Origin of the sequence: Paraburkholderia bryophila (assembly GCF_013409255.1) — a bacterium.
Classification (GTDB): domain Bacteria; phylum Pseudomonadota; class Gammaproteobacteria; order Burkholderiales; family Burkholderiaceae; genus Paraburkholderia.
In genome coordinates this window covers 2,935,851-2,961,382 of the sequence record NZ_JACCAS010000001.1, presented here as the reverse complement: position 1 = coordinate 2,961,382, position 25,532 = coordinate 2,935,851, and the positions used below count along the sequence as shown (strand labels likewise).

Sequence of the window (25,532 nt, the reverse complement as noted above, 5' to 3'; positions counted from 1 at the left end):
TATGGGCTCTAGCGCTCCTCTTCGTGCGATCGCGTCGCTGGACGACGAACGCATCTACGTAACCCAGCCGCATCTGCCGCCGCTGGACGAGTTTCTCCCGTACCTCGAAAAAATCTGGACCAGCAAGATCCTGACGAACGGCGGGCCGTTTCACCAGCAACTCGAAAAGGCGCTCTGCGAGTATCTCGGCGTCGAGCATCTGGCGCTCTTCACCAACGGCACGCTGGCCCTAGTGACGGCGCTGCAGGCGCTGCGCATCAACGGCGAAGTCATTACGACGCCGTATTCGTTTGCCGCGACGGCTCACTCGCTGCTGTGGAACGGCATCAAGCCGGTCTTCGTGGACGTCGATCCGGACACGCTCAATCTCGATCCGCAGAAGATCGAGGCCGCCATTACGCCGCAAACGACCGCGATCATGCCGGTGCACTGCTATGGCCATCCGTGCGACGTGAAGGCCATCCAGAAGATTGCCGACAACTACAACCTCAAGGTCATTTACGACGCCGCGCATGCGTTCGGCGTACAGACCGAAGACGGCAGCGTGCTCAAACACGGTGATTTGTCGATCGTCAGTTTTCATGCGACCAAGGTCTTCAACACGTTCGAAGGCGGCGCGATCATCTGTCCGGATGCGAAGACGAAACAACGCATCGACCACTTGAAGAACTTCGGTTTCGTGGATGAAGTGACGGTCGTCGCAGCCGGCATCAACGGCAAGATGAGCGAGATCAACGCCGCGTTCGGGCTTCTGCAACTGCAACACGTCGACAAGGCGCTCGCCAAACGCAAGGCGATCGACGCGCATTACCGCGCGCTGCTGGCCGACGTGCCGGGCATACGCTGCCTGCAGGACGCCGGCGAAAAAGTCGCGAACTACGCGTACTTCCCCGTTCAGGTCGAAGACAGTTTTCCGATCAGCCGCGACGCACTGTACGAGCGACTGAAGGAACACGACATCTTTGCGCGCCGCTACTTCTATCCGCTGATTTCCGAATTTCCGATGTATCGCGGACTGCCGTCTGCGAATAACGACAATCTGAAGACCGCCAGCGCCGCGTCAAAACGCATCTTGTGCCTGCCGATCTTTCCGGATCTGAGCCCGGTGCAGGTTGAACGCATTGTGAGCATCGTCGCCAGCGTCAATTGAAAGCGGCGAGTCTTCAAAGCGGAACGGATGCAATGCAAAACATCGTGCTCGTGGGGTCGTCCGGCCATGCCAAAGTAGTTATCGACATCGTCGAACAACAGGCGCGCTACCGGATCGTCGGGCTCATCGACGCGTTTCGGCAGGTCGGCGAAACGACTCTCGGTTATGCCGTTCTTGGTAGCGAGCCGGATCTCCCGGCGCTTGCCGCTGAACATGATCTGAAGGGCGTCATCGTCGCGATCGGCGATAACAGCGTTCGCGCGAAAGTGACGGCCAAAGTGGCCGAGGTCTGCGCGTCATTGCCGTTTGTCAGTGCGGTGCATCCGTCCGCCAGCATCGGCAAAGAAACGACGATCGATGCGGGCACCGTTGTCATGGCAGGTGCGGTGATCAATCCGGCCTGTCGCATTGGACGCGGCTGCATCGTCAATACCCAGGCCTCGCTCGATCACGATAGCGTGATGGAGGATTTTTCGAGCCTCGCGCCGGGCGTGACGACCGGCGGAAATTGTCATATCGGCAGCCACGCCGCCGTGAGCATCGGCGCCGTGCTGCGTCATGGTATTGCGATCGGCGAACACAGCGTGGTGGGCGCGGGGTCGCTCGTTCTCAGCGCGGTGGAAGCGTTTTCGATTACGTACGGCTCGCCGGCCAGGAAGGTCCGCGATCGCCAGCCCGGCGACAAATACCTCTAGCCGGGTTTGCCGGCTAAGGCGGCGTCTCCGGTAGCACGAGCGAGCGCGCCGGCGACGGCGACGGCCCGCTCCGTGCCGACCAATCAGGCGTTCGCCGCGGCCCGCAATTCAAGCCACTCTTTCTTCACGCGCTGCAACTCGGTCAGGATTTCGATCGACTGCCCCTCGTCCGCCGTCAGGTCGGTCAGGAAATGACTGTTATGTTGGCGGATCCACAGCCCGGGCATGTCCCACCAGGCCAGTTCAACCAGCATCTCGCGGATTTTCTCGGAGAAGCGGAACCGGACGAGGCGTGCCGGGGAGCCGACGTAGATACCGTACGGCTCGCTTTTGAAATTAGCCGGCACGAGCGTTCTTGCGCCGATAACGCAGCCGTTCTCAACGGTGGAGCCGCCAAGAAACATCGCTTCGTCGCCGATCCACACGTCGTTACGGATCACCGTGTCGCCGTACTGAGGTGGCGGCGAATTCATCATGCCGCCGCCGTATACGCTCAGCATTGACGTTGAAATGGTCCGCATCTCGTGCTGCCCATTCAGCAGGAATTTCAGTCGCAGACCGCCGGCGACGAATTTTCCGATCACCAGCTTCTGAAACTCGCCGTCGTATTTGGCAATCGAGCCGACGCCAATGCCCGAGCCCTTGCCGATCACGAAGGTGCCCACTGTCGCTTCCTCGTCCATCCAGTTGCGAAAGAAGTTATTCGGGATCGTCGAGATCGCTCCGTCGGCGTAGCCCAGCACGATGAAGGCTTTCGACAGGAAGTGGTCGGCCTGGACGCCGGTAAAGTCGTCTGATGTGGTGACGTTCATGGTGCTCCGAAAGGGGTCGTTAGCCTGGCGTCGCCGGCCGGTTCTCAACCCGCGGACGTAACGACGACAATGGCTCACCAGGGAGCATATCGATCAGGGAGACAAAGCACTCGGTCGAACAAGGCCCGATATCGCTACCACTTCCGCGCATAACGCGCGTTTATGAATCGATGCGGCGCGCATCGGTTTATCTGGCCATGATCGTGTCTGCCGCAACAATAGGGGCTGCAACAATGGCCGCGCCCCATTAGACTGACGCTCCCTTCCAGTTCGCCGCACCTCTTTCGATGAGGAATTCATGATTCGCACGATGCACCGGTACTGCATTGCCCTCGCCGCCGTAGTTCTCTCCGCTTGCTCCGTCACGCCGCGTCATGATGTGAGTGAATTGCCGGCCGATGCATCGACGGCGGCGTCGCTGGCGTCATGGAACGACACCACGGCCAAACGCTCGATCGTCGATTTCGTCCAACTGGTGACGACGCCCGAGTCCAAGGATTTCGTTCCCCGTGCGGATCGGATTGCCGTCTTCGATAACGACGGCACGCTGTGGCCGGAGCAGCCCGCCTCGGTGCAACTGGTGTTCGCGCTGCAACGCGTGAAGACGGTGGCCGGCAAGCATCCGGAATGGAAGCGTCAGGAGCCGTTCCGCTCGATTCTCAAAGGAAATCTGAAAAGCATAGCGGCGAGCGGCGACACCGGTTCGATGCGCGTGTTGGCCGCGGCTCATGCCGGCATGACCAGCGATCAGTTCGCCGCGCTCGTGCACGAATGGTTCGACTCCGCGAGCGATCCGCGCTTCAACCGGCTGTACGCGGACCTGGCGTATCAGCCCATGCTCGAATTGCTCGCTTATCTGCGCGCCAACGGCTTCAAGACTTATCTGGTGACGGGCAGCGACGTCGAATTCGTGCGCGACCTGGCGCAGCGCGTGTATGGCATTCCGCCGGAGCAGGTAATCGGCAGCACCGTCAAATACCGCTACGCGCAGACCAACGGCGCAATCTCACTGACCCGGCTTGCGCAGGTCGACAATCTGGTCGACGGTTCGGCTAAGCCGCTTGCGATTGATCGCGTGATCGGGCGGCGTCCGGTGATCGCGTTCGGCAACTCGGACGGCGACGTGCCGATGCTCGAATGGACTTCGGCCGGCGACGGCCCGCGGCTTGCTGCGCTCGTGCATCACACGGATGCGGAGCGGGAGTATGCGTACGACCGCACGTCAAAGAGCGGCAAGCTCGATAAGGGTTTGGATGAAGCCGGGACGAAGGGCTGGCTGGTTGTGGATATGAAGGGAGACTGGAAGACGGTTTTTAAAGCGGATGCGGCGGCTAGTGGGGCGGCGGCGACGGCTGCGCCCGCGAACTAGAGCGATAGTGGCGAATGCCGCACAGGTGCGGCATTCGCGATTCCCGCCTGCTTCGCGCGGTGCTAGCCGGCGCCTGGCGAAACAGTCACCGTGTCAGCGTGACTGCAGGCAAGCGTCGACAACAAACGACCTCACAAACCGGTACGCGCCGCAGTCAGTATCAGCCTGATTCCGAGGGTTGCGATCGCCGCGGCGGCGAGTCGATCTATCCACGTCTTGCGCATTCGCTTTCATGAACACCGTAATTCGACCCTCTCTGCTCGATACGGAAAACGTGTTGAAGGGTATAGATCGCGCAAAGCATCTTCGTCCCCGATGAGAAATGCAGGGTCTAGCTCCATCTCGCTCTCGTTCACGGCATCGCCACGTGAGACGTGGCGTGAAGTATTCGCACGCGATGAAAACGGGTAGGGCGTTTAGAGTGGCAACGTTAAACAAAGTGAAATAGAACTTGCCGTGGCAAATTAAATAAACTTTCGGTAGCATCATTTGGCCAACGCAAGCTGGCGTGAGCGAGTACCGCGTCGATGTACTGATTAATATCAGTTCGGCGTACATGGGCTTCGCGTGAAAGTCAGAGGGAGTCCGCAGCAATATTTCGAAGGATCCGGAGGTCATCGATATATTGCGAGCATGGACGCCGGGCGTAGACGCCTCGCCGGTGAAAGAGCAATCCGCAAGAACGTATCGGGGGTCTGTCGGGCCCGAAACAACGCGATGAGGAAGCTCAACACCTCCAACAAAACCTCTGCAGCCATCAAGGGAACCATGCTTGGTCTGCTTTACTGAATTCCGCTTATGAACATGAAGCCGGCTGCGCGGATCTTGGTCAGTCGGTGAAACGCACCTTTTCCTTATCAGGATTGCCACCCATGTCCGTCGATTCCGCCAACGCACCTCTACGCGAGCGCATCCTCATTCTCGATTTCGGTTCCCAACTGACGCAGCTCATCGCACGGCGTGTGCGCGAGGCCCACGTCTACGCCGAGGTTCATCCGTTCGACGTCAGCGACGATTTCATCAGGGAGTTCGATCCCAAAGGCATCATTCTCTCCGGCGGCCCGGACTCGGTTCGAGACAGCGATACGCCGCGTGTGCCCCCGCTCGTGTTTGAGTTCGGCGTACCGGTATTGGGGATTTGCTACGGCATGCAGGTCATGGCCGCGCAACTGGGCGGGCGCGTGGAGCCGGGCGACCTGCGCGAATACGGTCACGCGCAGGTGTGCATCGACGGCCCTTCCGCATTACTGGATGGTCTACAGGACGCTCAGTCTGCGGATGGACGCCGAACGCTTGACGTATGGATGAGTCACGCCGACAAGATTACCGCCGTGCCGGCGGGGTTCGTGCCGACAAGCTCGACGCCATCGGTTCCGATCGCCGGCATGGAAAATACGCTTCGACGATTTTTCGCTGTGCTGTTCCACCCGGAAGTCACGCACACGCCGCAAGGAGCGGCGATCCTCGAGCGCTTCGTGCTCAAGATCTGCGGTGCTCGCCCTGATTGGGAAATGGGCCAATACGCTGACGAAGCCGTCGCGAGGATTCGGGAGCAGGTCGGCAACGAGCAGATCATTCTGGCCTTATCGGGTGGTGTGGATTCGTCGGTAGCGGCGGCGCTGCTGCATCGCGCGATCGGAGATCAACTGACTTGCGTGTTCGTCGACCATGGACTGTTGCGTCTGAACGAAGCCGAACAGGTCATGGCGACCTTCGCCGATCATCTTGGCGTGAAGGTGATCCACGTCGACGCCAGCGGCGCGTTCCTGTCGAAGCTGGCCGGCGTGACCGATCCGGAAGCAAAGCGCAAGATCATCGGTGCGGAATTCGTCGAAGTGTTCCAGCAGGAAGCCGGCAAGCTGACCGACGCCCGGTGGCTCGCGCAAGGCACGATCTATCCGGACGTGATCGAATCGGCGGGTAAGGGAAAGAAGGCGGCGCAGACCATCAAGAGCCATCACAACGTGGGTGGCTTACCGGAGACGCTCAATCTGAAGCTGCTCGAGCCGTTGCGTGAGCTGTTCAAGGACGAGGTGCGAGAGCTTGGCGTGAAGCTCGGGTTGCCGGCTGAGATGGTGTACCGCCATCCGTTCCCAGGTCCGGGCCTGGGCGTGCGGATTCTGGGTGAAGTACGGCGTGATTTCGCGGATCTGCTGCGTCGTGCGGATGCGATCCTGATCGAAACGCTGCGGACCACCATCGACAAGGAAACCGGCAAGTCCTGGTACGAGTTGACCAGCCAGGCGTTTGCGGTGTTTCTGCCGGTGAAAAGCGTCGGGGTAATGGGAGATGGGCGGACTTACGAGTATGTTGTGGCGCTACGCGCGGTGCAGACTCAGGATTTCATGACCGCGCATTGGGCGCATCTGCCGCATGAGTTGCTCGGGCATGTTTCGAATCGCATTATTAATGAGGTTCGGGGGATTAATCGCGTTGTCTACGATATTTCCGGAAAGCCGCCGGCAACGATTGAATGGGAGTGAGACTGGGCGTCGTCGGCGAGGCGCACGGATCGGGCGTGTTGGCGGGGCGAATCCTGGCGTCAAGGTCGCGGAAAAGTGGATTGGAGGAAGCGATACGAGCGCAGATTCGCCTCCTGCTTCCGAAATGACAAGCGAGCGCAATTCCCATGAGATTAGTGTCAGGAATAGCAAGAAACACCCGCCATACGACGCGAACGTTGAATACAACGGAAGGCGGACTTTCGGGTTCCTATGTCGTAGATTTCAAGCTCGATGATGTGTCGGTGACGCTCATGCTTGCCGATGTCATCGCAATCGCCTACGGTGACGACATTATTGTTGCCGGTGGTCGCAACCGGACGACCTTTCGCGGCCTGGCCTATTTCAACAGGACCCAGGCAGTGAATGGCAAATCGTCGGTCGGCCTCAATGTCATTGTCGGAATTCTGTTCTGTGCCTCGTTCGTCCTGGCGCCCATCGGGCTTTGGTTCATGTACTGCGCTTATCGGAACCATAGGGCTCACGCGGTGATTCAGGCCGCCGTGATGTGCCGCTGATATCCTGAATGACGAGTCGTCCCGCTCCGTCGCGACGGCAGGAACTGGGTGAACAACTGGGAGGAAGAAGGCGAACCTGGATTTCCGTCTATTTTTCAAACGGAAATGAAGATGCCGAAAGACATTGTGCCGAATGTTTTTCCATTGGCCATTTTGGTGCGCCCGGCTGGGATCGAACCAGCAACCCCTGCCTTCGGAGGGCAGTACTCTATCCATTGAGCTACGGGCGCTTCAACACAAAAGCGCGGCAACCAGAGCGGAAGCGACGCCAAAGCGAGACCGAGAGAATACCCGGTTTCGGCCCAAGCGTCCACCGGGCGGCCTCGATAGCCCCGTCGGACGCGCTCGGCTCGCCCTCATCGATGCGGGTAAACGCCTGCTGAACACCGCGCCGCGCCCCTCGCCGCCGTCGAAAGCTTGCGTCTATAATCGTCCCTGGCTGATATAGAACAAGAAGTTGCCGTCACGCTGTACCGCTCACATACCCACGGAGACGAGACAAGCATGAGCGAAGCACCACACGAAGCCCCGATCAAAACCCCAGGACAGCTCATTGCCGCGATCATCGCCAGCTTTGCTGTTCCGATCGTCATCATCGTTCTGCTGGTCGCGTACGTCGATAATTCGACACGCACCGGCGCCGGCACCGACTCTCTCTCCGAAGCCGAAGTCACCGCGCGCATCAAGCCGTTCGCGCAGGTCGACATTCGCGACGCCAATGCGCCGCGCGTCTACAAGACGGGCGAAGAAGTCTACAAGGCCGTTTGCTCCGCGTGTCACGCGTCGGGTGCGGCAGGCGCGCCGAAATTCACCAATGCCGCCGACTGGGCCCCGCGCATTTCGCAAGGCTTCGACACGCTGTGGCACACGGCGCTCGCCGGTAAAGGCGCGATGCCGCCGCGCGGCGGCACCAGCCCCGACGACTACAGCGACTTCGAAATTGCGCGCGCCGTGGTCTACATGGCGAACAATTCCGGCGCGAGCTTCCCTGAACCGGCACAACCGGCAGCGGGTGCGCCGGCGACAGCAGCTTCTGGCGCAACGGCAGCGGCAGCAGCCGCGCCGGGCGGCGCTTCCGACGCAGGCGCGGCCCAAGCAGCCGCAGCCATGGCCGCCATGGCGAGCGTGCCGCAAGCCGCCGCGCCGGCAGCCGGTGCCCAAAGCGCAGATGCTTCGCAAGCGGGCAAGGCCTTGTACACGCAGGTCTGCCAGGCCTGTCACGCGGCCGGCGTGCTGAACGCACCGAAGTTCGGCGACAAGGACGCCTGGGCGCCGCGCCTGAAAGATTCCATGGACACGGTCTATAACTACGCGCTGCATGGCAAGGGCGCGATGCCGCCGAAGGGCGGATCGAACGCTTCGGACGCAGACGTAAAGGCCGCCGTCGATTACATGGTCAGCGCGGTGAAGTAACCGGCTCGACGGGCATCGACTACTCGCGGCCCTAGCCGCGTAACGAAAAATCCCTGTCTCACGGCAACGTGAGGCAGGGATTTTTGCTTATTCGTCGTGGCTCGGTGCAATCGCCGGCCGGCTGAATGCATCGACAAACGCCAACGCCGGTGTGTCGCGAGCCAGCGCGGCGAGATGCTCATGCAAAGCAGCAGGCGTAAGCCACGGATACGCCAGCCCCGCTTGCAGCGCGTCGAGCAAAGCGCCGTCGGCATCGGGCACGACGTCCATGCGGGCGATATGAATATGAAAGCCCGTGACGACCGGTGTTTCGTCGAACGTCCACCGATACACGCCGTGGCCGACGCGCAATGCGCCCGTCGCCGGTTCGCGCATCACCACCAGCCAGGGCAACGCATCGATCACGCCGTCTTGCACGGCGAGCGCATCGCAGACGTAATAGGTCCTGCACCGCGTGTATTGGGCGCCGAAATCGGTAACGAGCGTTTTGGCGATGGCATCGGCGCCGACGGTGCGCGCCGGAAACGCGATATTCGACGTCGCAAGCGACATGGTGAGCACGGCGTCGGCAGCGAAGGCCTCGGCGATGCGTTCGGCCCGCGTGTTGTCTTTCGCGTCGATGTAGGTTTCAAGCGCGCGACGATAAGGTGCAAGCGGCAGCGAGGTCATGCGGGCGGTCTCCAGTGAACGGCGATGCCCGCCGACTTTCACCGTCGACGAGCCGCGTCACTCTAGCGCGAGCGCGCCGCCAAACCACCGAAGCACCTGTCGCTCGCGGGGTTTTGCGCACCACGCAGCGGCGCGACACGATACGGTAAGGCAAGGCACGACCCCAGCCCGCTCAAGGCTTCTGCAACAGCGCCTTCAAACTCGCCAGCCGGTCTTTCGGCGACATCGGCGCCTCATCCGCCGTAGGCGGCGGCGCATCATCGAGCAGCATCTCGGGAATGAAACGCGACGGCTCGCACACCACCGTCTCTCTCGCGCGCTTGCGCTTCTTGCACCAGTTCAGATGCAGACTGCGCTGCGCACGCGTAATCGCGACGTACATCAAGCGGCGTTCTTCCTCGATGCGCGCGTCGTCGATCGGCTCGTCGTCGGGGCCGCCGCGGTGCGGCATGATGCCTTCCTCGACGCCCACCAGAAACACGTGCGGGTACTCCAGCCCTTTCGACGCATGCACCGTCGACAACCGCACCGCGTCGGGATCTTCCTCGCGGCCTTCGAGCATCGACATCAGCGCGACCGTCTGAATCAGGCCAAGCAGGTTCTTGCCGGTGTCGCCGAGACCGTCGGCGGTGTCGTAGCCGGTTGCCTCGCTATTCGCGGCGCCTTCCGGCTCGGCCTTGGTGCCCTTGCGTTTTAGCCATTCCATGAACTCCAGCACGTTCTGCCACTTGGACTGCGCCTGACGTTCGTCGAACGCGTCGTACAGATAGGCCTCGTAGTGGATCGCGTCCATCAGTTCATCGAGCAGCGGGCCGGCGGCGTCTTTCTCCGCGCGATCGGTGAGGCGCTGCATGAAGTCGCAGAACACGCGCATCGGTTCGATCTGGCGCGGCGACAGGCGCGCTTCGATGCCGCCCATATACACCGCCTCGAACAGCGACACCTTCGCCTGACCCGCGAACGAACCGAGCGCTTCGAGCGTCGTATTGCCGACGCCGCGACGCGGCGTCGTGATCGCGCGGATGAACGCGGGGTCGTCGTTCGCGTTGGCGATCAGGCGCAGATACGCGCAGATGTCCTTGATCTCGGCCTTGTCGAAAAACGACTGCCCACCCGACAGCACATACGGAATCCGTTCCCGACGCAGCACCTGTTCAAAGATGCGCGCCTGGAAATTGCCGCGATACAGAATCGCATAGTCGCGGAAATTCGCGCGGCGCTCGAACTTGTGCGCGGACAGCCGGAACACCACGGACTCGGCTTCGTGTTCTTCGTCATTGCACGGCGTGACGGTGATCGTGTCGCCCATGCCGTGTTCGGACCACAGTTTCTTTTCGAACAGCTTCGGGTTATTCGCAATCACGTTGTTCGCGGCGGTCAGAATGCGCACCGTCGAACGATAGTTCTGCTCGAGCTTGATCAGGTGCAGCTTCGGAAAATCCTTGCTGAGCTGGCCGAGATTTTCGAGCGTCGCGCCGCGCCAGCCGTAGATCGCCTGATCGTCGTCGCCCACTGCGGTGAAAGCCGCGCGCTTGCCGGCCAGCTGCTTCACCAGTTCGTACTGGCACGCGTTGGTGTCCTGATACTCGTCGATCAGCAGATAGCGCAGCTTGTTTTGCCAGCGGTCGCGCACCGGCTCGTTTTTCTCGAAGAGCTCGGCGGGCAGGCGGATCAAATCGTCGAAATCGACTGCCTGATACGCGTGCAGCGTCGCCACGTAATTGCGGTAAACGATCGCGGCCTGATGCTCGTCTTCGTTCGCGGCGATCGCCATCGCCTGTTCCGGCATGATCATGCCGTTTTTCCACAGCGAGATGATCGACTGGATCTTGCGGATGAAACCCTTGTCCGTGGACCCCACCTGCTCCTGGATCATCCCGAAGCAATCGTCCGAATCCATGATCGAGAACTGCGGCTTTAGTCCGACGTGTTCCGCTTCCTGCCGCAGAATCTGCACGCCGAGCGAGTGGAAGGTGCAGACCGTCAACTGATTGACGGGCACTTTGCGGCCTTCCTTGCCGGGCGTGGTGAGCGTTTTGCCTTCGAGCAGCTTGCCCACGCGCTCGCGCATTTCCAGCGCGGCCTTGTTGGTGAATGTGACGGCGGCGATGTGGCGCGGCTCGAAGCCCTTGGCCTCGATCAGGTGCGCAATTTTCTGCGTGATCACGCGCGTCTTGCCGCTGCCGGCGCCGGCGAGCACGAGACACGGGCCGTCAAGATAACGGACCGCTTCATTCTGGGCGGGGTTCAGGCCTGCGGACATCGTGTGTGGATGGGTAATGCGGTTGAAGGCGGCGGAAGACGCGGCGGCCCGGCATTGCCGGCCGGCGGTCTGGAGGCCCAAGATCATGCTGCGTGGCACCGGCGGCTGGTACGGGTGCCCTGCGCGCCGCGCGGGTGTTCCGGCCCGCTTGGGTTCGCGCGAGAGGAGCGATGTTAACACGGATGAATATGACGGACGACGACGCTAGTCGACCTTCCGTGCCGCAGTGCCGGCTGACTTCGCCTGACAGGCACGCCGGACAATCCGTGACTGCCACGCCCGCGGGCCGCCGCCCGAACATGCCACAATTACAGCGTTGCGCGCCGACGCCGCGGTGGCCAGGCGGCGCGCCGTTTTTGCAGGAAGACACGCATGTCCGCATCGCTGAAGATTGGATTGATGGGTTACGGTTTTGCTGGCGCCACCTTTCATGCGCCGGTGATCGACCACTGCGGGCGCGCGAGCGTCGCGGCGATTGCGACGGGCCGGCCGGAGCAGGCGCTCGCCGACTATCCGCACGCGAAAGTGGTGGCCGATCTCGACGCGTTGCTCGCGCTCGAGGAAATCGACTGCGTCGTGATCGCGACGCCCAACGACACGCACTTCGACCTCGCGCGCCGCACGCTGGAAGCCGGCAAACACGTGGTGGTCGACAAGCCGGTCACGCTCACCGCCGCCGACGCGCATACGCTCGCCAACATCGCGCTGGCCCGCGGCAAGCGGTTCGTGCCGTTCCATAACCGCCGCTGGGACGGCGATTTCATGACCGTGCGCGACCTGCTCGCCGCCGGGACCTTGGGGCGCGTCACGCAATTCGAATCGCATTTCGACCGCTTTCGTCCGGAAGTGCGGCAACGCTGGCGCGAAGAGGCGTCGCGCGGCGGCGGCCTGCTGTTCGACCTTGGGCCGCATCTGATCGACCAGGCGCTCGCGTTATTCGGCGCGCCGCAGACCGTATCGGCGACCGTGCGCACGCATCGCGACGAAGCCAGCGCGCCGGACTACGTGCACATTCAACTCGGCTATGGCGAATTCGAGGTCGTGCTGCACGCCAGCGCGCTCACCATGCTGCTCGCGCCGCGGTTCGCGATCCACGGCACGCGCGGGAGCTACGTGAAATACGGGCTCGACACCCAGGAAGATCAGTTGAAGGCCGGTCTGCGCCCCGGCGACGAGGGCTTCGCCGCCGGCAATACAGCGGGCGTGCTGCGCGTGCTGGAAGGCGATCAGGAAGTGGAACAGGAACTGCCGACGCTTAACGGCGATTACGCCGGCTTCTACATTGCCCTCGCCGATGCGATCCAGAACGGCGTGAAATTCCCGGTCAGCGCTCAGGAAGCCGTCGACGTCATGACGATTATCGAACTGGCTGCGCGCAGTTCGGAGGAAGGCGTCCGTTTGCCGTTCGAGCGGATTCGCTAAGGGGTTGGCCGGCGGGTTGGCCGACGTCCGGCGACGGTCTGTGTACCCAAAACCCGGTTCACCAGCGTCGCCGCGCCGCCTGAAACTGACAAGCCCGAAAGGAACATAACGTTACAAATAAGCGCCCCTCTCCGGTCAGCGCGAACGCCGTCTTATCCGTTGCTACCCGGGTAGCACCAGAAAACGACAACGACTTCCGGAGAGTCCATGCCCCGTATCATTCGCGCAGTAGCAGCATGCGCTTTGCTCAGTTCGCTCGCCGCTTGCGTGGTGGCACCCCAACCGGCGCCGGCCCCGCGCCCTAACCCGCAGCAGATCGCGTATGAGCGCCTGCATCAGGTCGACGGCCGTATCGACAACCTGAGCCGCCGCATCGACGCTCACGTCAACCAAGGCTACTACCCGCCCCCGCAAGGCGGCGCGCTGCATCACCGCCTCGACGTGATCCGTCAGGAATCGCACGACATGGCGGCGCAACACGGCGGCGGGCTGTCCGGCGACGAACAGCGCGTGCTGAACCAGGAACTGGACAACGCGGCACACGCCATCGGCGAATAATCGCGCCAGTTCAGGTCATGCGGTACAAAAGAAGCGCGGGCATCACGTCCCGCGCTTTTTTTTGACAGGCGCAATCGCGCTGCGCCAATCCCCGCGCCGCTCGCGCGCCTTTATTTGACAAGCTCGGGGGCGTCGCGTACATTCGCCGCACGCGTCGGGAGAGCGTGCTGGCCGCTGAAAATCGCAGGCCGCGCCGCCGAAGGGGCACACCCGCAAACTCTCAGGCAAAAGGACCGACCGCGTCGAAAAACCCGCCTCCAGGCAACATCGGGGCTCCGGTTTTTCGCACTCTGGAGAGCGGCAGTAGCCATCTGCAAATGCAGATTCCGGCAGGCTGCCCACCGAAGGGGCGCGCGTTTCACCGCGACACGTCAACGTGTTCGCGGCAACGCAATCTCTCAGGTATCGAGGACAGAGGGGCCATGCAGCGCATCGCTCGCAGCCATCAGGCCGCGAGGCGTCGTGCCGCATGGCCTTTTTTGTTTCGCGAGACGCCTGAGGCCCCATGACCGAACTCAAACACACCCCGCTCCACGCCACCCATCGTGCGCTCAACGCCCGCATGGTCGATTTCGGCGGCTGGGACATGCCCGTCAACTATGGCTCGCAGATCGACGAACACCGCGCGGTGCGCACCGACGCCGGCATGTTCGACGTCTCGCACATGTGCGTCGTCGATTTCACCGGCGAGCGCGTGCGCGCGTTCTTCGACTACGCACTGGCCAATAACGTCGGCAAGCTGCAAACCCCGGGTCGCGCGCTCTACTCCTGTCTGCTGAACCCGAACGGCGGCGTGATCGACGATCTGATCGTCTATTACTTCGGCGAAGATCACTTCCGCGTGGTCGTCAACGCCGGCACCGCCGACAAAGACATCGCGTGGTTCGGCCAGCTCAACGCCGAAGGCAGCTTCGGCCTGACCATCACGCCGCGTCGCGATTACGCGATCGTCGCCGTGCAAGGCCCGAACGCGCGCGATAAAGTCTGGCAAACCGTGCCGGCCGCGCGCGCCGCGACTGAAACGTTGAAGCCGTTCAACGCCGCCCGTATCGACGGCACGCCGTTTGGCGAACTCACCGTAGCCCGCACCGGCTACACCGGCGAAGACGGCTTCGAAATCATCGTGCCGGCGGAACACGTCGCCGCCCTGTGGGACGCGCTGCTGGCGCAAGGCGTCCGCCCGGCCGGCCTCGGCGCGCGCGACACGCTGCGCCTCGAAGCCGGCATGAACCTGTACGGCCAGGATATGGACGACAACGTCTCGCCGCTCGACGCCGGTCTCGCATGGACCGTCGACCTCACGTCGCCGCGTGCCTTCGTCGGCAAGGACAAGCTGGAAGCGGACGGCTCGCAGGCCGCGTTCGTCGGCCTGATCCTGCTGAAAGACAACGGCAAGGCCGCAGGCGTGCTGCGTGCTCATCAGAAAGTCGTCACGCCGCACGGCGAAGGCGAAATCACCAGCGGCACGTTTTCCCCGACCATGCAGGAATCGATCGCCTTTGCGCGCGTGCCGAAAGGCGTGCAGCCGGGCGACACCGTTCACGTTCAGATTCGTGACAAAAACGTTCCCGCAAGCGTGGTAAAACTGCCGTTCGTGCGCAACGGCAAAGTGCTCGCGGTTTAAGCAGGCCGGCGCGTACGCTTCCCCCTTTATTGAACACCATCCGAACACCGCATAGGAGCATCCGATGAGCATCCCGGCCGATCTGAAATATACCGAATCGCACGAATGGGTCCGCACTGAAGCGGACGGCACGCTGACGGTCGGCATTACCGACCACGCGCAGGAAGCGCTCGGCGATATCGTCTTCTTCGAAGTCCAGGAACTCGGCAAGAACGTCGAAGCCGGCGACACCGTCGCCGTGATCGAATCGGTGAAAGCCGCTTCCGATATCTACGCACCGGTCTCGGGCGAAATCATCGAAGCGAACACCGCCGTTGCCGACACGCCCGATTCGGTGAACACCACGCCGTACGACAGCTGGCTCTTCAAGATCAAGCCGTCCGACGATGCCACGCACGATCGTCTGATCGATGCCGACGCGTACGCCAAGGCCATCGGCGCCTGATTCACCTTTACGTTTAACCCGTCAGGTGCGGCGGGTCCCTTTCGAAAGAACGGACAGCCGCACCGCCAGGAACACCCATGAAGCTCGAACACCCGGATCGTCTGATGAACCGCACTCCTCTCTCGCTCGCCGCGCTCGAAGTGCATGACGCCTTCGCCGAACGGCACATCGGCCCGGATACGGCCGACCAGCACGCCATGCTCGAAGCCCTCGGCTTCGCATCGCGCGCCGCGTTGATCGACGCCGTCATTCCGAAGACGATCCGCCGCACCGAAACGCTGCCGCTCGGCCCCTTCGCGCAACCGAAGAGCGAAGCCGAAGCACTCGCCGCGTTGCGTGAACTCGCGGACAAGAACCAGGTGTTCCGCTCGTACATCGGGCAGGGCTATTACAACGCGCACACCCCGACGGTGATCCTGCGCAACGTGCTGGAAAATCCGGCGTGGTACACCGCGTACACGCCGTATCAGCCGGAAATCTCGCAAGGCCGTCTTGAAGCGCTGCTGAACTTCCAGCAGATGATCGTCGACCTGACCGGTCTGGCGATCTCGAACGCGTCGCTGCTCGACGAAGCGACCGCCGCCGCCGAAGCGATGACGCTGCTGCAACGCGTGGGCAAGTCGAAGTCGACCGTGTTCTTCGTCGCCGACGACGTGCTGCCGCAAACCATCGAAGTGGTGAAGACGCGCGCCACGCCGGTCGGCATCGAAGTGAAAGTGGGCCCGGCTGCTGAAGCCGCCAGCGCGAATGCGTTCGGCGTGCTGCTGCAATACCCCGGCGTAAACGGCGACGTGCGCGACTACCGCGCGCTCACCGAAGCGATCCACGCCGCGGGCGGTCATGTGGTGGTCGCCGCCGACCTGCTCGCGCTGACCGTGCTCACGCCGCCGGGCGAATGGGGCGCGGACGTGGCCGTCGGCAACACGCAGCGGTTCGGCGTGCCGGTTGGTTTCGGCGGTCCGCACGCGGCTTACCTCGCGGTGCGTGACGAATTCAAGCGTCAGATGCCGGGCCGTCTCGTCGGCGTCACCGTCGACGCGCAAGGCAATCCCGCGCTGCGCCTCGCGCTGCAAACGCGCGAACAACATATTCGCCGCGAGAAGGCGACCTCGAACGTGTGTACCGCGCAAGCGCTGCTCGCCATCATGGCCAGCATGTACGCGGTGTATCACGGCCCGCACGGTCTGAAGACGATCGCGCTGCGCGTGAACCGCATCGCCGCGCTGCTCGCCGAAGGCGCACAGCAACTCGGCTACACGCTCGCCAACGAAAACTTCTTCGACACGCTTACGTTCAACAGCGGCGCACGCACGCAAGCGCTGCACGACGCGGCGAACGCGAAGCGCATCAACCTGCGCCGCGTGAGCGACACGCAAGTGGGCCTGTCGATCGACGAAACCACCTCGCGCCGCGACCTGGCCGATCTGCTCGCGGTGTTCGCCGAAGCCGCCGGTTCGAAAGACGTGCCGCAGATCGACACGCTCGACGAAAAACTCGCGGCGTCGAACACCGCGTCGGTGCCGGCCGCGCTCGAACGCACCAGCGCGTACCTCACGCACCACGTGTTCAACCGTCACCATTCTGAAACGGAAATGCTGCGCTATCTGCGTAGCCTCTCCGACAAAGACCTCGCGCTCGACCGCTCGATGATCCCGCTCGGCTCGTGCACGATGAAGCTGAACGCGACGTCGGAAATGCTACCGGTCACGTGGCCCGAATTCGGTCAGATCCATCCGTTCGCACCGGCTGAGCAAACCGTCGGCTACCGCGAAATGATCGATCAGCTCGAAGAAATGCTGGTCGCCGCGACGGGTTATGCGGCGGTTTCACTTCAACCGAATGCCGGCTCGCAAGGCGAGTACGCGGGTCTGCTGATCATCCACGCGTATCACGCGTCGCGCGGCGAAGCGCATCGCAACGTCTGCCTGATTCCCGCTTCGGCGCACGGCACGAACCCGGCGTCGGCACAAATGGCCGGCATGCAGGTGGTCGTGGTGGCGTGCGACGCGCAAGGTAACGTCGATATCGACGATCTGAAGAAGAAGGCCGATCAACACGCCGACAAACTCGCGGCGATCATGATCACGTATCCGTCCACGCACGGCGTGTTCGAGGCGAACGTGCGCGAAATCTGCGAGATCGTGCACGCGCACGGCGGCCAGGTGTACGTGGACGGCGCGAACATGAACGCGATGGTCGGGTTGTGCGCGCCGGGTCAATTCGGCGGCGACGTGTCGCACCTGAATCTGCACAAGACGTTCTGCATTCCCCATGGCGGCGGCGGACCGGGCGTCGGTCCGGTCGCGGTCGGCGCGCATCTCGCGCAGTTCCTGCCGAACCAGCTCTCGTCGGGCTATGAGCGCGCGCCGAACGGAATCGGCGCAGTGTCGGGCGCACCGTTCGGTTCGGCGTCGATCCTGCCGATCTCGTGGATGTACATCGCGATGATGGGCGCGAAGAACCTCACCGCCGCGACGGAAACCGCCATCCTCAACGCGAACTACGTCGCGAACAAACTGGCGCCGCATTATCCGGTGCTGTATTCGGGCCCCGGCGGACTGGTCGCGCACGAATGCATTCTCGATCTGCGTCCGTTGAAGGAAACCAGCGGCATCAGCGTCGACGACGTCGCCAAGCGTCTCGCCGACTACGGCTTCCACGCGCCGACCATGAGCTTCCCGGTGCCGGGCACGCTGATGGTCGAGCCGACCGAATCGGAATCGAAGGAAGAACTCGACCGTTTCATCGAAGCGATGATTGCGATCCGCGACGAAATCCGTGCCGTCGAAGAAGGCCGCTCGGATCGCGAGGACAATCCGCTGAAGCACGCGCCGCACACGGCGGCGGTCGTGATCGCGGACGACTGGAAGCACGCGTATGCGCGCGAAACCGCAGCGTATCCGCTGCCCACGTTGATCGCGAAGAAGTACTGGCCGCCGGTTGGCCGTGCGGACAACGTGTACGGCGACCGCAATCTGTTCTGCTCCTGCGTGCCGATCGCCGACTACGAGTAAGCGTGGCCGTCCCTGCGCATCGCCTGCGGTTGTAAGGAGGCGGTGCGCGGTTCAGTTCGCATTTCTGTCGCGAGTGGCCGCAAACGGCTAACATCACACACCGAATCAGCCTAACGAGGAGTTTCGCATGGCGCGAAAGGTGCGATCGATGCATAGCCGGACCGGTATCAGGCAAGCCCAGAAGACGTGGCAGCAGGCTTGTGCGTTCACGCTGGCGAGCGCGGCGTTGCTGCTGCCGTTGCGGCAGGCGCAGGCGGCGATGAATTTTTGCGCGGCGCCCGCGCTGCAAACCAGCGAACGCACGAATGCCGATCCCGGTGTGAAAGCACTGGTCAGCAACGTGCAGGCGCATCTGAACGATCCGCCGCACGCGCTCGATAAACTGCACACCGAGGGCACGCTGCCGCACGAGGGTATCCACGATCAGAGCGTCGAAGCGGAGAAAGATCTCGATCTGCTGCGCGACGCCGCACTCGCCTGGCGCGCAACCAGCGACGACCGTTATCTGAAGCTCGTCGACCGTTTGCTGTTCGCGTGGGTGACCACGTATCAACCGAGCTTCAATCCGATCGACGAAACGCATTTCGAAGGCCTGATCCTCGCGTACGACATGACCGCCAGCGCGTTGCCCGTGAAAACGCGCAATGCTGCGATGGCGTTCCTGACGAAACTCGCGAACGGTTACATCGGTCAGATCGACGCGCAGCCGCGGCCGCTCAAGGGCACCTTCCGCAACAACTGGCAGAGCCACCGCATCAAGCTGATCGCGATGGCCGCGTTCACGCTCGACAACCGCAAGATGATCAACGCGGCGCAACGGTTGTTCGACGAGCATATCGGCGACAACATCGCGCCGGACGGCTCGACGATCGACTTCAGCGAACGTGACGCGCTGCATTACGTGACCTACGACTTGCAGCCGCTCGTCACGGCCGCGCTGTCCGCGCGCCGCCACAACCGCAACTGGTTGCCGGAGAAGGGCACGAACGGCGCGTCGCTGCAGGCCGCGCTCAACTGGCTCACGCCGTACGCGACCGGCAGCAAGACCCATGAAGAATTCGTGCATTCGAGCGTTCCGTTCGATGCAAAACGTCGCGAGGCCGGTTTGCCCGGCTATTCGGGTCAATGGGACCCGAAGAACGCGACGGAACTGTTTCACCTGGCGGCGCGTCTCGACGGACGCTATACGCCAATCGCGCTACAGCTCGCACCGACGCCGCCCGCGTGGCTCGCCGTGTGTTTGCCGCTGCCGGCGCGATAAACCCACACTCTTTAAGCAGGGAGCAGTAAATGGCAGTCAGCGTGTTCGATCTCTTCAAAATCGGCATTGGTCCGTCCAGTTCGCATACGGTCGGGCCGATGCGCGCGGCGCTGATGTTCGCTCAAGGGCTTGAACGCGACGGGCTGCTCGACAACACCGCGTCGGTGAAGGTGGATCTGTACGGTTCGCTTGGCGCAACCGGCAAGGGCCACGGCACGGACCGCGGCGTCATGCTCGGCCTGATGGGCGACGCGCCCGACACCGTCGACCCCGACACGATCGCGCAACGGCTCGAAGCCGTGCGGGTCTCGCGCAAGCTCGCGCTGCTCGGCACGCACGAGGTGCCATTCGTGCTGAAAGAGCAGATTTCGTTTTATCGGCAGGCGCTGCCCGAGCATCCGAACGGCCTGAAGCTGCGCGCGCTCGACGCGCAAGGCGAGACGCTGCGCGAGTCGACCTATCTGTCGGTGGGCGGCGGTTTCGTGGTGACGGCCGGTGCGCCGAACACGAAGGTGCTGAGCGCCGTCGATCAACTGCCGCACTCGTTTCGAAGCGGCAATGAACTGCTCGCGCTGTGTGAATCGACCGGCAAGAGCATCGCTCAGTTGATGTGGGAAAACGAGCGTGTCTGGCATACGGAGGAAGAAACGCGCACGGGCCTGATGAAGATCTGGGACGTGATGCAGTCGTGCGTGTCGCGTGGTTGCGGCATCAACAATCCGGATGCCGACGGCAACCTGCCGGGACCGTTCCAGGTGAAGCGCCGCGCGCCGCAGTTGTATCGCGCGTTGTCGGGCAATCCGGAACTCGCGCTGCGCGATCCGTTGTCGATGGTCGACTGGATCAATCTCTACGCGATCGCCGTCAACGAAGAAAACGCCGCGGGCGGCCGGGTGGTCACCGCGCCGACCAACGGCGCGGCCGGCATCATCCCGGCAGTGCTGCATTACTACGTGCGCTTCATGCCGGGTTCGAACCAGCAAGGCGTGATCGATTTTCTGCTGACGGCGGCCGCGATTGGCATTCTGTACAAGCTGAATGCGTCGATTTCGGGTGCGGAAGTGGGTTGTCAGGGCGAAGTGGGCGTCGCGTGTTCGATGGCGGCGGGCGCACTCGCTGCGGTAATGGGCGGCACGCCGAGACAAGTCGAGAACGCTGCCGAGATCGGCATGGAGCACAACCTCGGGCTCACGTGCGATCCGGTCGGCGGCATGGTGCAGATTCCGTGTATCGAGCGCAATGCGATGGGGTCGGTCAAGGCGGTCAACGCCGCGCGCATGGCGCTGCGCGGAGACGGCACGCATTACGTGTCGCTGGACTCCGTCATCAAGACGATGATGCAGACCGGCGCGGATATGAAGACCAAGTACAAGGAAACGTCGCGCGGCGGGTTGGCGGTGAATATCGTCGAGTGTTGAGCGCGGTGTTGTACGGTGAATGACGATGAACGCGGGCTACGGTCCGCGTTTTTTTATGGGCGCGTGGTTGTGCGGCGATGGCTCGCCGTGGTTGCGCCGGAGCTGCGCCCTTTGCGTTGCGCATCGTTGACGCTTCGCCGTGTGTGCGCTCATTGCGCTGCGCCGTGACAGTGCATGCGCTGTCGGCGTAAGCTGTCGAAGCGCCGATCGGCTCCCCTCTTCGCCGATGCGGCAATCTCAGATCGCACTCACGCACTGCCTGGAGGCTTCATCGCAATGTCGCTGCCGAATGCTCCCGTTTCAGGTTCCGTCGCCGCTCAAACCACTGGCGCGCGTCTCGTTGTCGATGCCTTGCTCACGCATGGTGTCGAACGTGTTTTCTGTGTACCCGGCGAGAGTTTTCTCGCTGTGCTGGATTCGCTGCACGATGAGACGGAACGCATCCAGACCGTCGTTTGCCGTCACGAGGCCGCCGCCGCGAATATGGCCGAAGCGGTCGGTAAATTGACCGGTCGCCCGGGCGTTGCGATCGTCACGCGCGGGCCGGGCGCCACGCATGCATCGATCGGCGTGCACACCGCGTTTCAAGACTCCACACCGATGATTTTGCTGATCGGCCAATGCGCGCGCGAGCATCTGGATCGCGAGGCGTTTCAGGAGATCGACTATCGGCGCATGTTCGGTCAGATGGCGAAGTGGGTCGCGCAGATCGACGATCCGAAGCGCATTCCCGAATATCTGAGTCATGCGTTTCACACCGCGACGTCGGGACGGCCTGGGCCGGTGGTGTTGTCGTTGCCGGAAGATGTGCTGAGCGAGGCGTGTGATGCCGTCGCCGGCGCGCCGGCTTATCAGCGCGTGGCGGCGTCGCCGTCGGTCGCGCAGATTGAGAGGTTGCGGCAACTGCTGGAGGGCGCGCAGCGGCCCATGGTGATCGCGGGCGGCAGCGGTTGGACGCCGGAGGCCTGCGCGGATTTCCGGCGCTTCGTCGAGAACTGGCAGTTGCCGGTTGGGCTCGCGTTCCGCTTTCAGGACACGCTCGACAACGAGCATCCGAGCTACGCGGGCGATGTCGGCCTCGGCATCAATCCGGCGCTCGCAAAGCGTATCCACGACGCGGATTTGCTGCTCGCGCTCGGTCCGCGTTTAGGCGAAGCCACGACCAACGGCTATACGTTGCTGGACATTCCGAAAACGAAGCAGACGCTCGTTCACGTCCATCAAGGCGCGGACGAATTGGGACGCGTGTATGCCGCGGATCTACCGATCGTCTCCGGCATGCCCGAGTTGGCGGCCATGCTTGCGGCGATGAAACCTGCCTCTACCGACGAGCTGGCCTGGCGAGGAGCAGCGGACGAAGCGCACCGCGCGTATCTCGACTGGCGCAAGCCGCGCCAGATTCCGGGCGATGTGCAAATGGGCGAAGTGATCCAGCAATTGCGCGCGCATCTGCCGGACGACGCGATTCTCACGAACGGCGCGGGCAATTACGCGACGTGGCTGCATCGGCATTTTTCGTATCGGCACTATCGCTCGCAGCTCGCACCGACGAGCGGCGCGATGGGCTACGGCGTGCCGGCGGCGATCGCGGCGAAGTCGCTCTATCCGCAGCGCGCTGTCGTTGCGCTAGCCGGCGACGGCTGCTTCATGATGTCGGCGCAAGAACTCGCGACGGCAATGCAGTACGACTTGCATGTGCTTTTTATCGTCGTGAACAACGGCCACTTCGGCACGATCCGGATGCATCAGGAGCGGCATTATCCTGGGCGGGTGCATGGCACCGGATTGACTAATCCGGACTTCGCGGCGTTCGCGCGATCGTTCGGCGCGCACGGCGAAACGGTGGAGCGCACGGAGGATTTTCTGCCGGCCTTGCAACGCGCAATGGAAGCGAAGCGCGCAGCGGTGATCGAGATTCGCATGCCGCAGGAGGCGAGTACGCCGGGGGCGACACTGGAGCAGATTCGTGAGCAGGGGAGGAAGTTGCGCGGGGAAGCGTAGCGCGGGTTTGGCACGCGACGCATGCAGCGAAGCTACCAATAAAAAGCCCTGCGATTCAGAGAACCGCAGGGCTTTCTTGTTTCTCAAGCGCTTTCACTAAGCGTAAATGATCGCCAGTGCGACAAGTTCCTTCAGTAAGGCCGGCTTCTGAGACTCAATCACGTCGCATTGGATTTGATAGATCACTGACTTGATGATCTGCGTCTGCGTCATGGTCGTGGCGTCCATTAGCGCCTTCAGGTCTTCGGCGATACGAGGCGTGACCTTCATTGAAAGCCGTCGACGCGCTGCGCCGCGACGCTCCTTGAACCGCTCGATCGTTAGCTCATGCGCCTTAACCAGTCTTGAGCGTGGATATTCGCCAGATGCAAACCGATGCAAATAAAGCATCATGAGCACCTTGCGAAATTCGGTCGAGCTCGCACTGTCGACCATATACGCGGCCAGGTCGAGCACGTCGAGATAGATGGCGGGAAGTTGTGCCTCGATCGGCCTGACCTCTTTCTGACGCGCCTCACGAATCGCCGGAGTGGATTGCGCGGGAACGGCGACCACTTGGTCGCACACATCGCACACCGCCGAGAGGATGTTCTTCACCTCACCTTTCCCGTCGCTGAAAGGCACATCGCGCCGCGTGAAAGTCGTGCTCACAAGCTGCTTGCAGTGGTGGCAAACCGCCTTGCTCTTTTCGCCCTCTTCGTACAGTTTCATCTTCATTGTTTCACTCACTGATGCACGCTGATAAACACCGTTTCCGGGTCACCCAAGAAATAAAACTTCACGTACCAGCCACCGCACTCAATGATATGAACGTCCACGGATGGAGCGCTGTGATGAGGGGATGAACTGTATTGCGTCCCGTCGCTTCTCGTAATGACGGACTCGACGAATTGAGCGGTGACCTCTCCGGTCGACAGCAGGTTTTTCACAGCGATGCTCGCACGGGCCTCGTGCTGGAATCTGCCGGATCTGAGCGCGGAGATGACCGCGCGCTTCACTAAACGGTAATGACTTGGTATCGACAACCTCACCTCCATTATACGACAGTTCTCGTATTAATTGGCGTGATCCACGTCGCGCCGCGTTCGTGGATTGTCGATGAATTTTTTTTCGGGAGAAGCCTAACTGTCGAGCCCAAACAAGTCGCAATACAACCTCGGCAAGCCATAAAAAAACCCCGCCGGAGCGGGGTTCTCTACGACGTCAAAGCAAGCCCAAAAAGCTTACTTCCCGCCCACGCTTTGCAGCGTCGTCCACTTACCATCCACCACCTTGTACAGCGTGATGCCACCGTTCTTCAGGTCGCCCTTGCCGTCGTAAGCCAGGTTCGACGACGTCACTGCCGGCATCGAAGTCTTCGCGAGCAGCGGCAGGTACTTCGCCGGATCGGTCGAGTTGGCCTTCTTCATTGCGTCGAACATTGCCATTGCGCCGTCATAAGCGTACGGCGAGTACGTTTGCACGTCTTCGTTGAAACGCTTCTTGTACTTCGCAACGTAGTCCTTGCCGCCCGGCATTTGTTCCAGCGGCAGACCGGCGAGCGATGCCACCGTGCCGTTCGCTGCGTCACCCGCGATCTGGATGAACGTCGGCGTGTGGACCATTTCGCCGCCCATCAGCGGCGCCTTGATGCCCAGTGCCTTCATCTGCTTGACCATCGGCGCTGCTTGCGAATCCGCGCCGCCGTAGTAGATCAGGTCCGGCTGGACTGCCTTCAGCTTCGTCAGGATCGACTTGAAGTCGACAGCCTTGTCGTTCGTGTATTCACGATCGACGATCTGGCCACCCGCTGCCTTCGCTGCCTTCTCGAACTGATCCGCCAGACCCTGGCCATAAGCCGTGCGGTCGTCGACGATCACGATCTTCTTCATGCCCAGCGTCTTGACCGCGAACGTGCCGGCGACCGAACCTTGCTGCGTGTCGGACGTCATCATGCGGAACGTGGTCTTGAAGCCTTGTTGCGTGTATTCCGGCGCCGTTGCCATGGCGATTTCGGGGATGCCCGCGTTCGCGTAAATGCGCGACGCCGGAATCGTGGTGCCCGAATTGAAGTGGCCCAGCATGCCCTTAATACCGTCATCCACCAGCTTCTGCGCGACGGTCGTGCCGGTGCGCGGGTCAGCCTGGTCGTCGGCCGAATCCAGCACGAAACGAACCTGCTTGCCGCCGATCATCGGCTTGCTCGCGTTCATGTCTTCCACTGCCAGCACGATGCCGTTCTGGAAGTCTTTGCCGTAGTGCGCCTGCGCACCCGTCATCGGGCCGGCGAAACCGACCTTCACGTCTTCCGTCGATTGAGCGTTGGCCGTCCCCGCCAGCGACATCGCCGCAACCAATGCCGCGCCTGCCAGCTGTTTCATCTTGTGTTGCATAGCTTCTCCTTGGTACCAGGTGTGGAT

General features: G+C 62.2%; 20 protein-coding genes, 1 tRNA gene and 2 riboswitches. Of the genes, 14 read left to right on the top strand and 7 right to left on the bottom strand.

Features of this window, described 5'->3' with window-relative positions; translation table 11 throughout:
* Position 1: 1 nt before the first annotated feature.
* A complete protein-coding gene (locus GGD40_RS13095) occupies positions 2-1,150 on the top strand; it encodes a DegT/DnrJ/EryC1/StrS family aminotransferase (protein WP_179707726.1) in 1,149 nt (382 codons plus the stop codon).
* 32 nt (positions 1,151-1,182) lie between these two features.
* The gene (locus GGD40_RS13090; protein WP_179743950.1) at positions 1,183-1,845 is read left to right on the top strand and encodes an acetyltransferase; all 663 of its coding nucleotides are present in this window, start codon (positions 1,183-1,185) and stop codon (positions 1,843-1,845) included.
* Positions 1,846-1,928: 83 nt separating this feature from the next.
* Here the strand turns inward: GGD40_RS13090 and GGD40_RS13085 are convergent, their stop codons facing one another.
* A complete protein-coding gene (locus tag GGD40_RS13085; RefSeq protein ID WP_179707722.1) occupies positions 1,929-2,657 on the bottom strand; it encodes an acetyltransferase in 729 nt (242 codons plus the stop codon).
* Between the two features lie 298 nt (positions 2,658-2,955).
* Here GGD40_RS13085 and GGD40_RS13080 point away from each other — a divergent pair, with 298 nt between their 5' ends.
* The 3 genes from GGD40_RS13080 (at position 2,956) to GGD40_RS13070 (ending at position 7,045) form a co-directional block, all read left to right on the top strand.
* Entirely contained in the window at positions 2,956-4,026 is a 1,071-nt protein-coding gene (locus GGD40_RS13080; RefSeq protein WP_179743949.1) for an HAD family hydrolase, read from the top strand.
* Between the two features lie 872 nt (positions 4,027-4,898).
* Positions 4,899-6,509, top strand: coding sequence for a glutamine-hydrolyzing GMP synthase (gene guaA / locus GGD40_RS13075; protein WP_179743948.1), 1,611 nt, complete (start codon positions 4,899-4,901; stop codon positions 6,507-6,509).
* Between the two features lie 197 nt (positions 6,510-6,706).
* On the top strand, positions 6,707-7,045 hold the full coding sequence (locus GGD40_RS13070) for a hypothetical protein (RefSeq protein ID WP_179743947.1): 339 nt from the start codon (positions 6,707-6,709) through the stop codon (positions 7,043-7,045).
* Positions 7,046-7,199: 154 nt separating this feature from the next.
* Here the strand turns inward: GGD40_RS13070 and GGD40_RS13065 are convergent.
* Positions 7,200-7,275, bottom strand: a tRNA-Arg gene (locus GGD40_RS13065).
* A 274-nt stretch (positions 7,276-7,549) separates the two neighbouring features.
* On the opposite strand from GGD40_RS13065, the gene GGD40_RS13060 reads away from it, so the two are divergent.
* On the top strand, positions 7,550-8,458 hold the full coding sequence (locus GGD40_RS13060) for a c-type cytochrome (protein ID WP_179707713.1): 909 nt from the start codon (positions 7,550-7,552) through the stop codon (positions 8,456-8,458).
* 87 nt (positions 8,459-8,545) lie between these two features.
* On the opposite strand, the gene GGD40_RS13055 is transcribed toward GGD40_RS13060, so the two are convergent.
* Together GGD40_RS13055 and GGD40_RS13050 are read right to left on the bottom strand one after the other, a co-directional pair.
* Positions 8,546-9,127 carry a hypothetical protein gene (locus tag GGD40_RS13055; RefSeq protein WP_179743946.1) on the bottom strand — a complete coding sequence of 194 codons (582 nt, stop codon included), beginning with the start codon at positions 9,125-9,127 and terminating at the stop codon, positions 8,546-8,548.
* Positions 9,128-9,299: 172 nt separating this feature from the next.
* A complete protein-coding gene (locus tag GGD40_RS13050; protein WP_179708944.1) occupies positions 9,300-11,390 on the bottom strand; it encodes a UvrD-helicase domain-containing protein in 2,091 nt (696 codons plus the stop codon).
* Between the two features lie 372 nt (positions 11,391-11,762).
* Between GGD40_RS13050 and GGD40_RS13045 the strand changes: the two genes are divergently transcribed.
* The 8 genes from GGD40_RS13045 (at position 11,763) to GGD40_RS13010 (ending at position 23,133) form a co-directional block, all read left to right on the top strand.
* Entirely contained in the window at positions 11,763-12,812 is a 1,050-nt protein-coding gene (locus tag GGD40_RS13045; protein ID WP_179743945.1) for an oxidoreductase, read from the top strand.
* 207 nt (positions 12,813-13,019) lie between these two features.
* Complete coding sequence (locus GGD40_RS13040; RefSeq protein ID WP_179743944.1) at positions 13,020-13,370, top strand: hypothetical protein; 351 nt, start codon at positions 13,020-13,022, stop codon at positions 13,368-13,370.
* Positions 13,371-13,515: 145 nt separating this feature from the next.
* A riboswitch (glycine riboswitch) is annotated at positions 13,516-13,616 on the top strand.
* Positions 13,617-13,650: 34 nt separating this feature from the next.
* Positions 13,651-13,795: riboswitch (glycine riboswitch) on the top strand.
* Positions 13,796-13,875: 80 nt separating this feature from the next.
* Positions 13,876-14,994, top strand: a complete 1,119-nt coding sequence (gene gcvT, locus GGD40_RS13035; protein ID WP_179743943.1) for a glycine cleavage system aminomethyltransferase GcvT — start codon at positions 13,876-13,878, stop codon at positions 14,992-14,994.
* 64 nt (positions 14,995-15,058) lie between these two features.
* Positions 15,059-15,439, top strand: a complete 381-nt coding sequence (gene gcvH, locus GGD40_RS13030; RefSeq protein WP_035554384.1) for a glycine cleavage system protein GcvH — start codon at positions 15,059-15,061, stop codon at positions 15,437-15,439.
* A 77-nt stretch (positions 15,440-15,516) separates the two neighbouring features.
* The gene (gene gcvP, locus GGD40_RS13025) at positions 15,517-18,453 is read left to right on the top strand and encodes an aminomethyl-transferring glycine dehydrogenase (protein WP_179743942.1); all 2,937 of its coding nucleotides are present in this window, start codon (positions 15,517-15,519) and stop codon (positions 18,451-18,453) included.
* Positions 18,454-18,580: 127 nt separating this feature from the next.
* Positions 18,581-19,714 carry an alginate lyase family protein gene (locus GGD40_RS13020; protein WP_179743941.1) on the top strand — a complete coding sequence of 378 codons (1,134 nt, stop codon included), beginning with the start codon at positions 18,581-18,583 and terminating at the stop codon, positions 19,712-19,714.
* Between the two features lie 29 nt (positions 19,715-19,743).
* Positions 19,744-21,132 carry an L-serine ammonia-lyase gene (locus tag GGD40_RS13015; protein WP_179743940.1) on the top strand — a complete coding sequence of 463 codons (1,389 nt, stop codon included), beginning with the start codon at positions 19,744-19,746 and terminating at the stop codon, positions 21,130-21,132.
* Positions 21,133-21,408: 276 nt separating this feature from the next.
* Positions 21,409-23,133 carry a thiamine pyrophosphate-binding protein gene (locus tag GGD40_RS13010; RefSeq protein ID WP_179743939.1) on the top strand — a complete coding sequence of 575 codons (1,725 nt, stop codon included), beginning with the start codon at positions 21,409-21,411 and terminating at the stop codon, positions 23,131-23,133.
* Between the two features lie 96 nt (positions 23,134-23,229).
* Here the strand turns inward: GGD40_RS13010 and GGD40_RS13005 are convergent, their stop codons facing one another.
* From GGD40_RS13005 to GGD40_RS13000, 3 genes are all read right to left on the bottom strand, one after another.
* Positions 23,230-23,850 (bottom strand): hypothetical protein, encoded by a 621-nt coding sequence (locus tag GGD40_RS13005; RefSeq protein ID WP_179743938.1) that lies wholly within the window; start codon positions 23,848-23,850, stop codon positions 23,230-23,232.
* A gap of 8 nt (positions 23,851-23,858) precedes the next feature.
* A complete protein-coding gene (locus GGD40_RS36675) occupies positions 23,859-24,164 on the bottom strand; it encodes a hypothetical protein (RefSeq protein ID WP_373565331.1) in 306 nt (101 codons plus the stop codon).
* A gap of 192 nt (positions 24,165-24,356) precedes the next feature.
* Complete coding sequence (locus GGD40_RS13000) at positions 24,357-25,505, bottom strand: branched-chain amino acid ABC transporter substrate-binding protein (protein WP_179743937.1); 1,149 nt, start codon at positions 25,503-25,505, stop codon at positions 24,357-24,359.
* Positions 25,506-25,532 lie beyond the last annotated feature (27 nt).

Bases quoted from the DNA above. Each gene is read 5' to 3' on its own strand.
- GGD40_RS13095 (WP_179707726.1), top strand. From the start codon at position 2: ATGGGCTCTAGCGCTCCTCTTCGTGCGATCGCGTCGCTGGACGACGAA.
- GGD40_RS13090 (WP_179743950.1), top strand. From the start codon at position 1,183: ATGCAAAACATCGTGCTCGTGGGGTCGTCCGGCCATGCCAAAGTAGTT.
- GGD40_RS13085 (WP_179707722.1), bottom strand. From the start codon at position 2,657: ATGAACGTCACCACATCAGACGACTTTACCGGCGTCCAGGCCGACCAC.
- GGD40_RS13080 (WP_179743949.1), top strand. From the start codon at position 2,956: ATGATTCGCACGATGCACCGGTACTGCATTGCCCTCGCCGCCGTAGTT.
- guaA (WP_179743948.1), top strand. From the start codon at position 4,899: ATGTCCGTCGATTCCGCCAACGCACCTCTACGCGAGCGCATCCTCATT.
- GGD40_RS13060 (WP_179707713.1), top strand. From the start codon at position 7,550: ATGAGCGAAGCACCACACGAAGCCCCGATCAAAACCCCAGGACAGCTC.
- GGD40_RS13055 (WP_179743946.1), bottom strand. From the start codon at position 9,127: ATGACCTCGCTGCCGCTTGCACCTTATCGTCGCGCGCTTGAAACCTAC.
- GGD40_RS13050 (WP_179708944.1), bottom strand. From the start codon at position 11,390: ATGTCCGCAGGCCTGAACCCCGCCCAGAATGAAGCGGTCCGTTATCTT.
- GGD40_RS13045 (WP_179743945.1), top strand. From the start codon at position 11,763: ATGTCCGCATCGCTGAAGATTGGATTGATGGGTTACGGTTTTGCTGGC.
- GGD40_RS13040 (WP_179743944.1), top strand. From the start codon at position 13,020: ATGCCCCGTATCATTCGCGCAGTAGCAGCATGCGCTTTGCTCAGTTCG.
- gcvT (WP_179743943.1), top strand. From the start codon at position 13,876: ATGACCGAACTCAAACACACCCCGCTCCACGCCACCCATCGTGCGCTC.
- gcvH (WP_035554384.1), top strand. From the start codon at position 15,059: ATGAGCATCCCGGCCGATCTGAAATATACCGAATCGCACGAATGGGTC.
- gcvP (WP_179743942.1), top strand. From the start codon at position 15,517: ATGAAGCTCGAACACCCGGATCGTCTGATGAACCGCACTCCTCTCTCG.
- GGD40_RS13020 (WP_179743941.1), top strand. From the start codon at position 18,581: ATGGCGCGAAAGGTGCGATCGATGCATAGCCGGACCGGTATCAGGCAA.
- GGD40_RS13015 (WP_179743940.1), top strand. From the start codon at position 19,744: ATGGCAGTCAGCGTGTTCGATCTCTTCAAAATCGGCATTGGTCCGTCC.
- GGD40_RS13010 (WP_179743939.1), top strand. From the start codon at position 21,409: ATGTCGCTGCCGAATGCTCCCGTTTCAGGTTCCGTCGCCGCTCAAACC.
- GGD40_RS13005 (WP_179743938.1), bottom strand. From the start codon at position 23,850: ATGAAGATGAAACTGTACGAAGAGGGCGAAAAGAGCAAGGCGGTTTGC.
- GGD40_RS13000 (WP_179743937.1), bottom strand. From the start codon at position 25,505: ATGCAACACAAGATGAAACAGCTGGCAGGCGCGGCATTGGTTGCGGCG.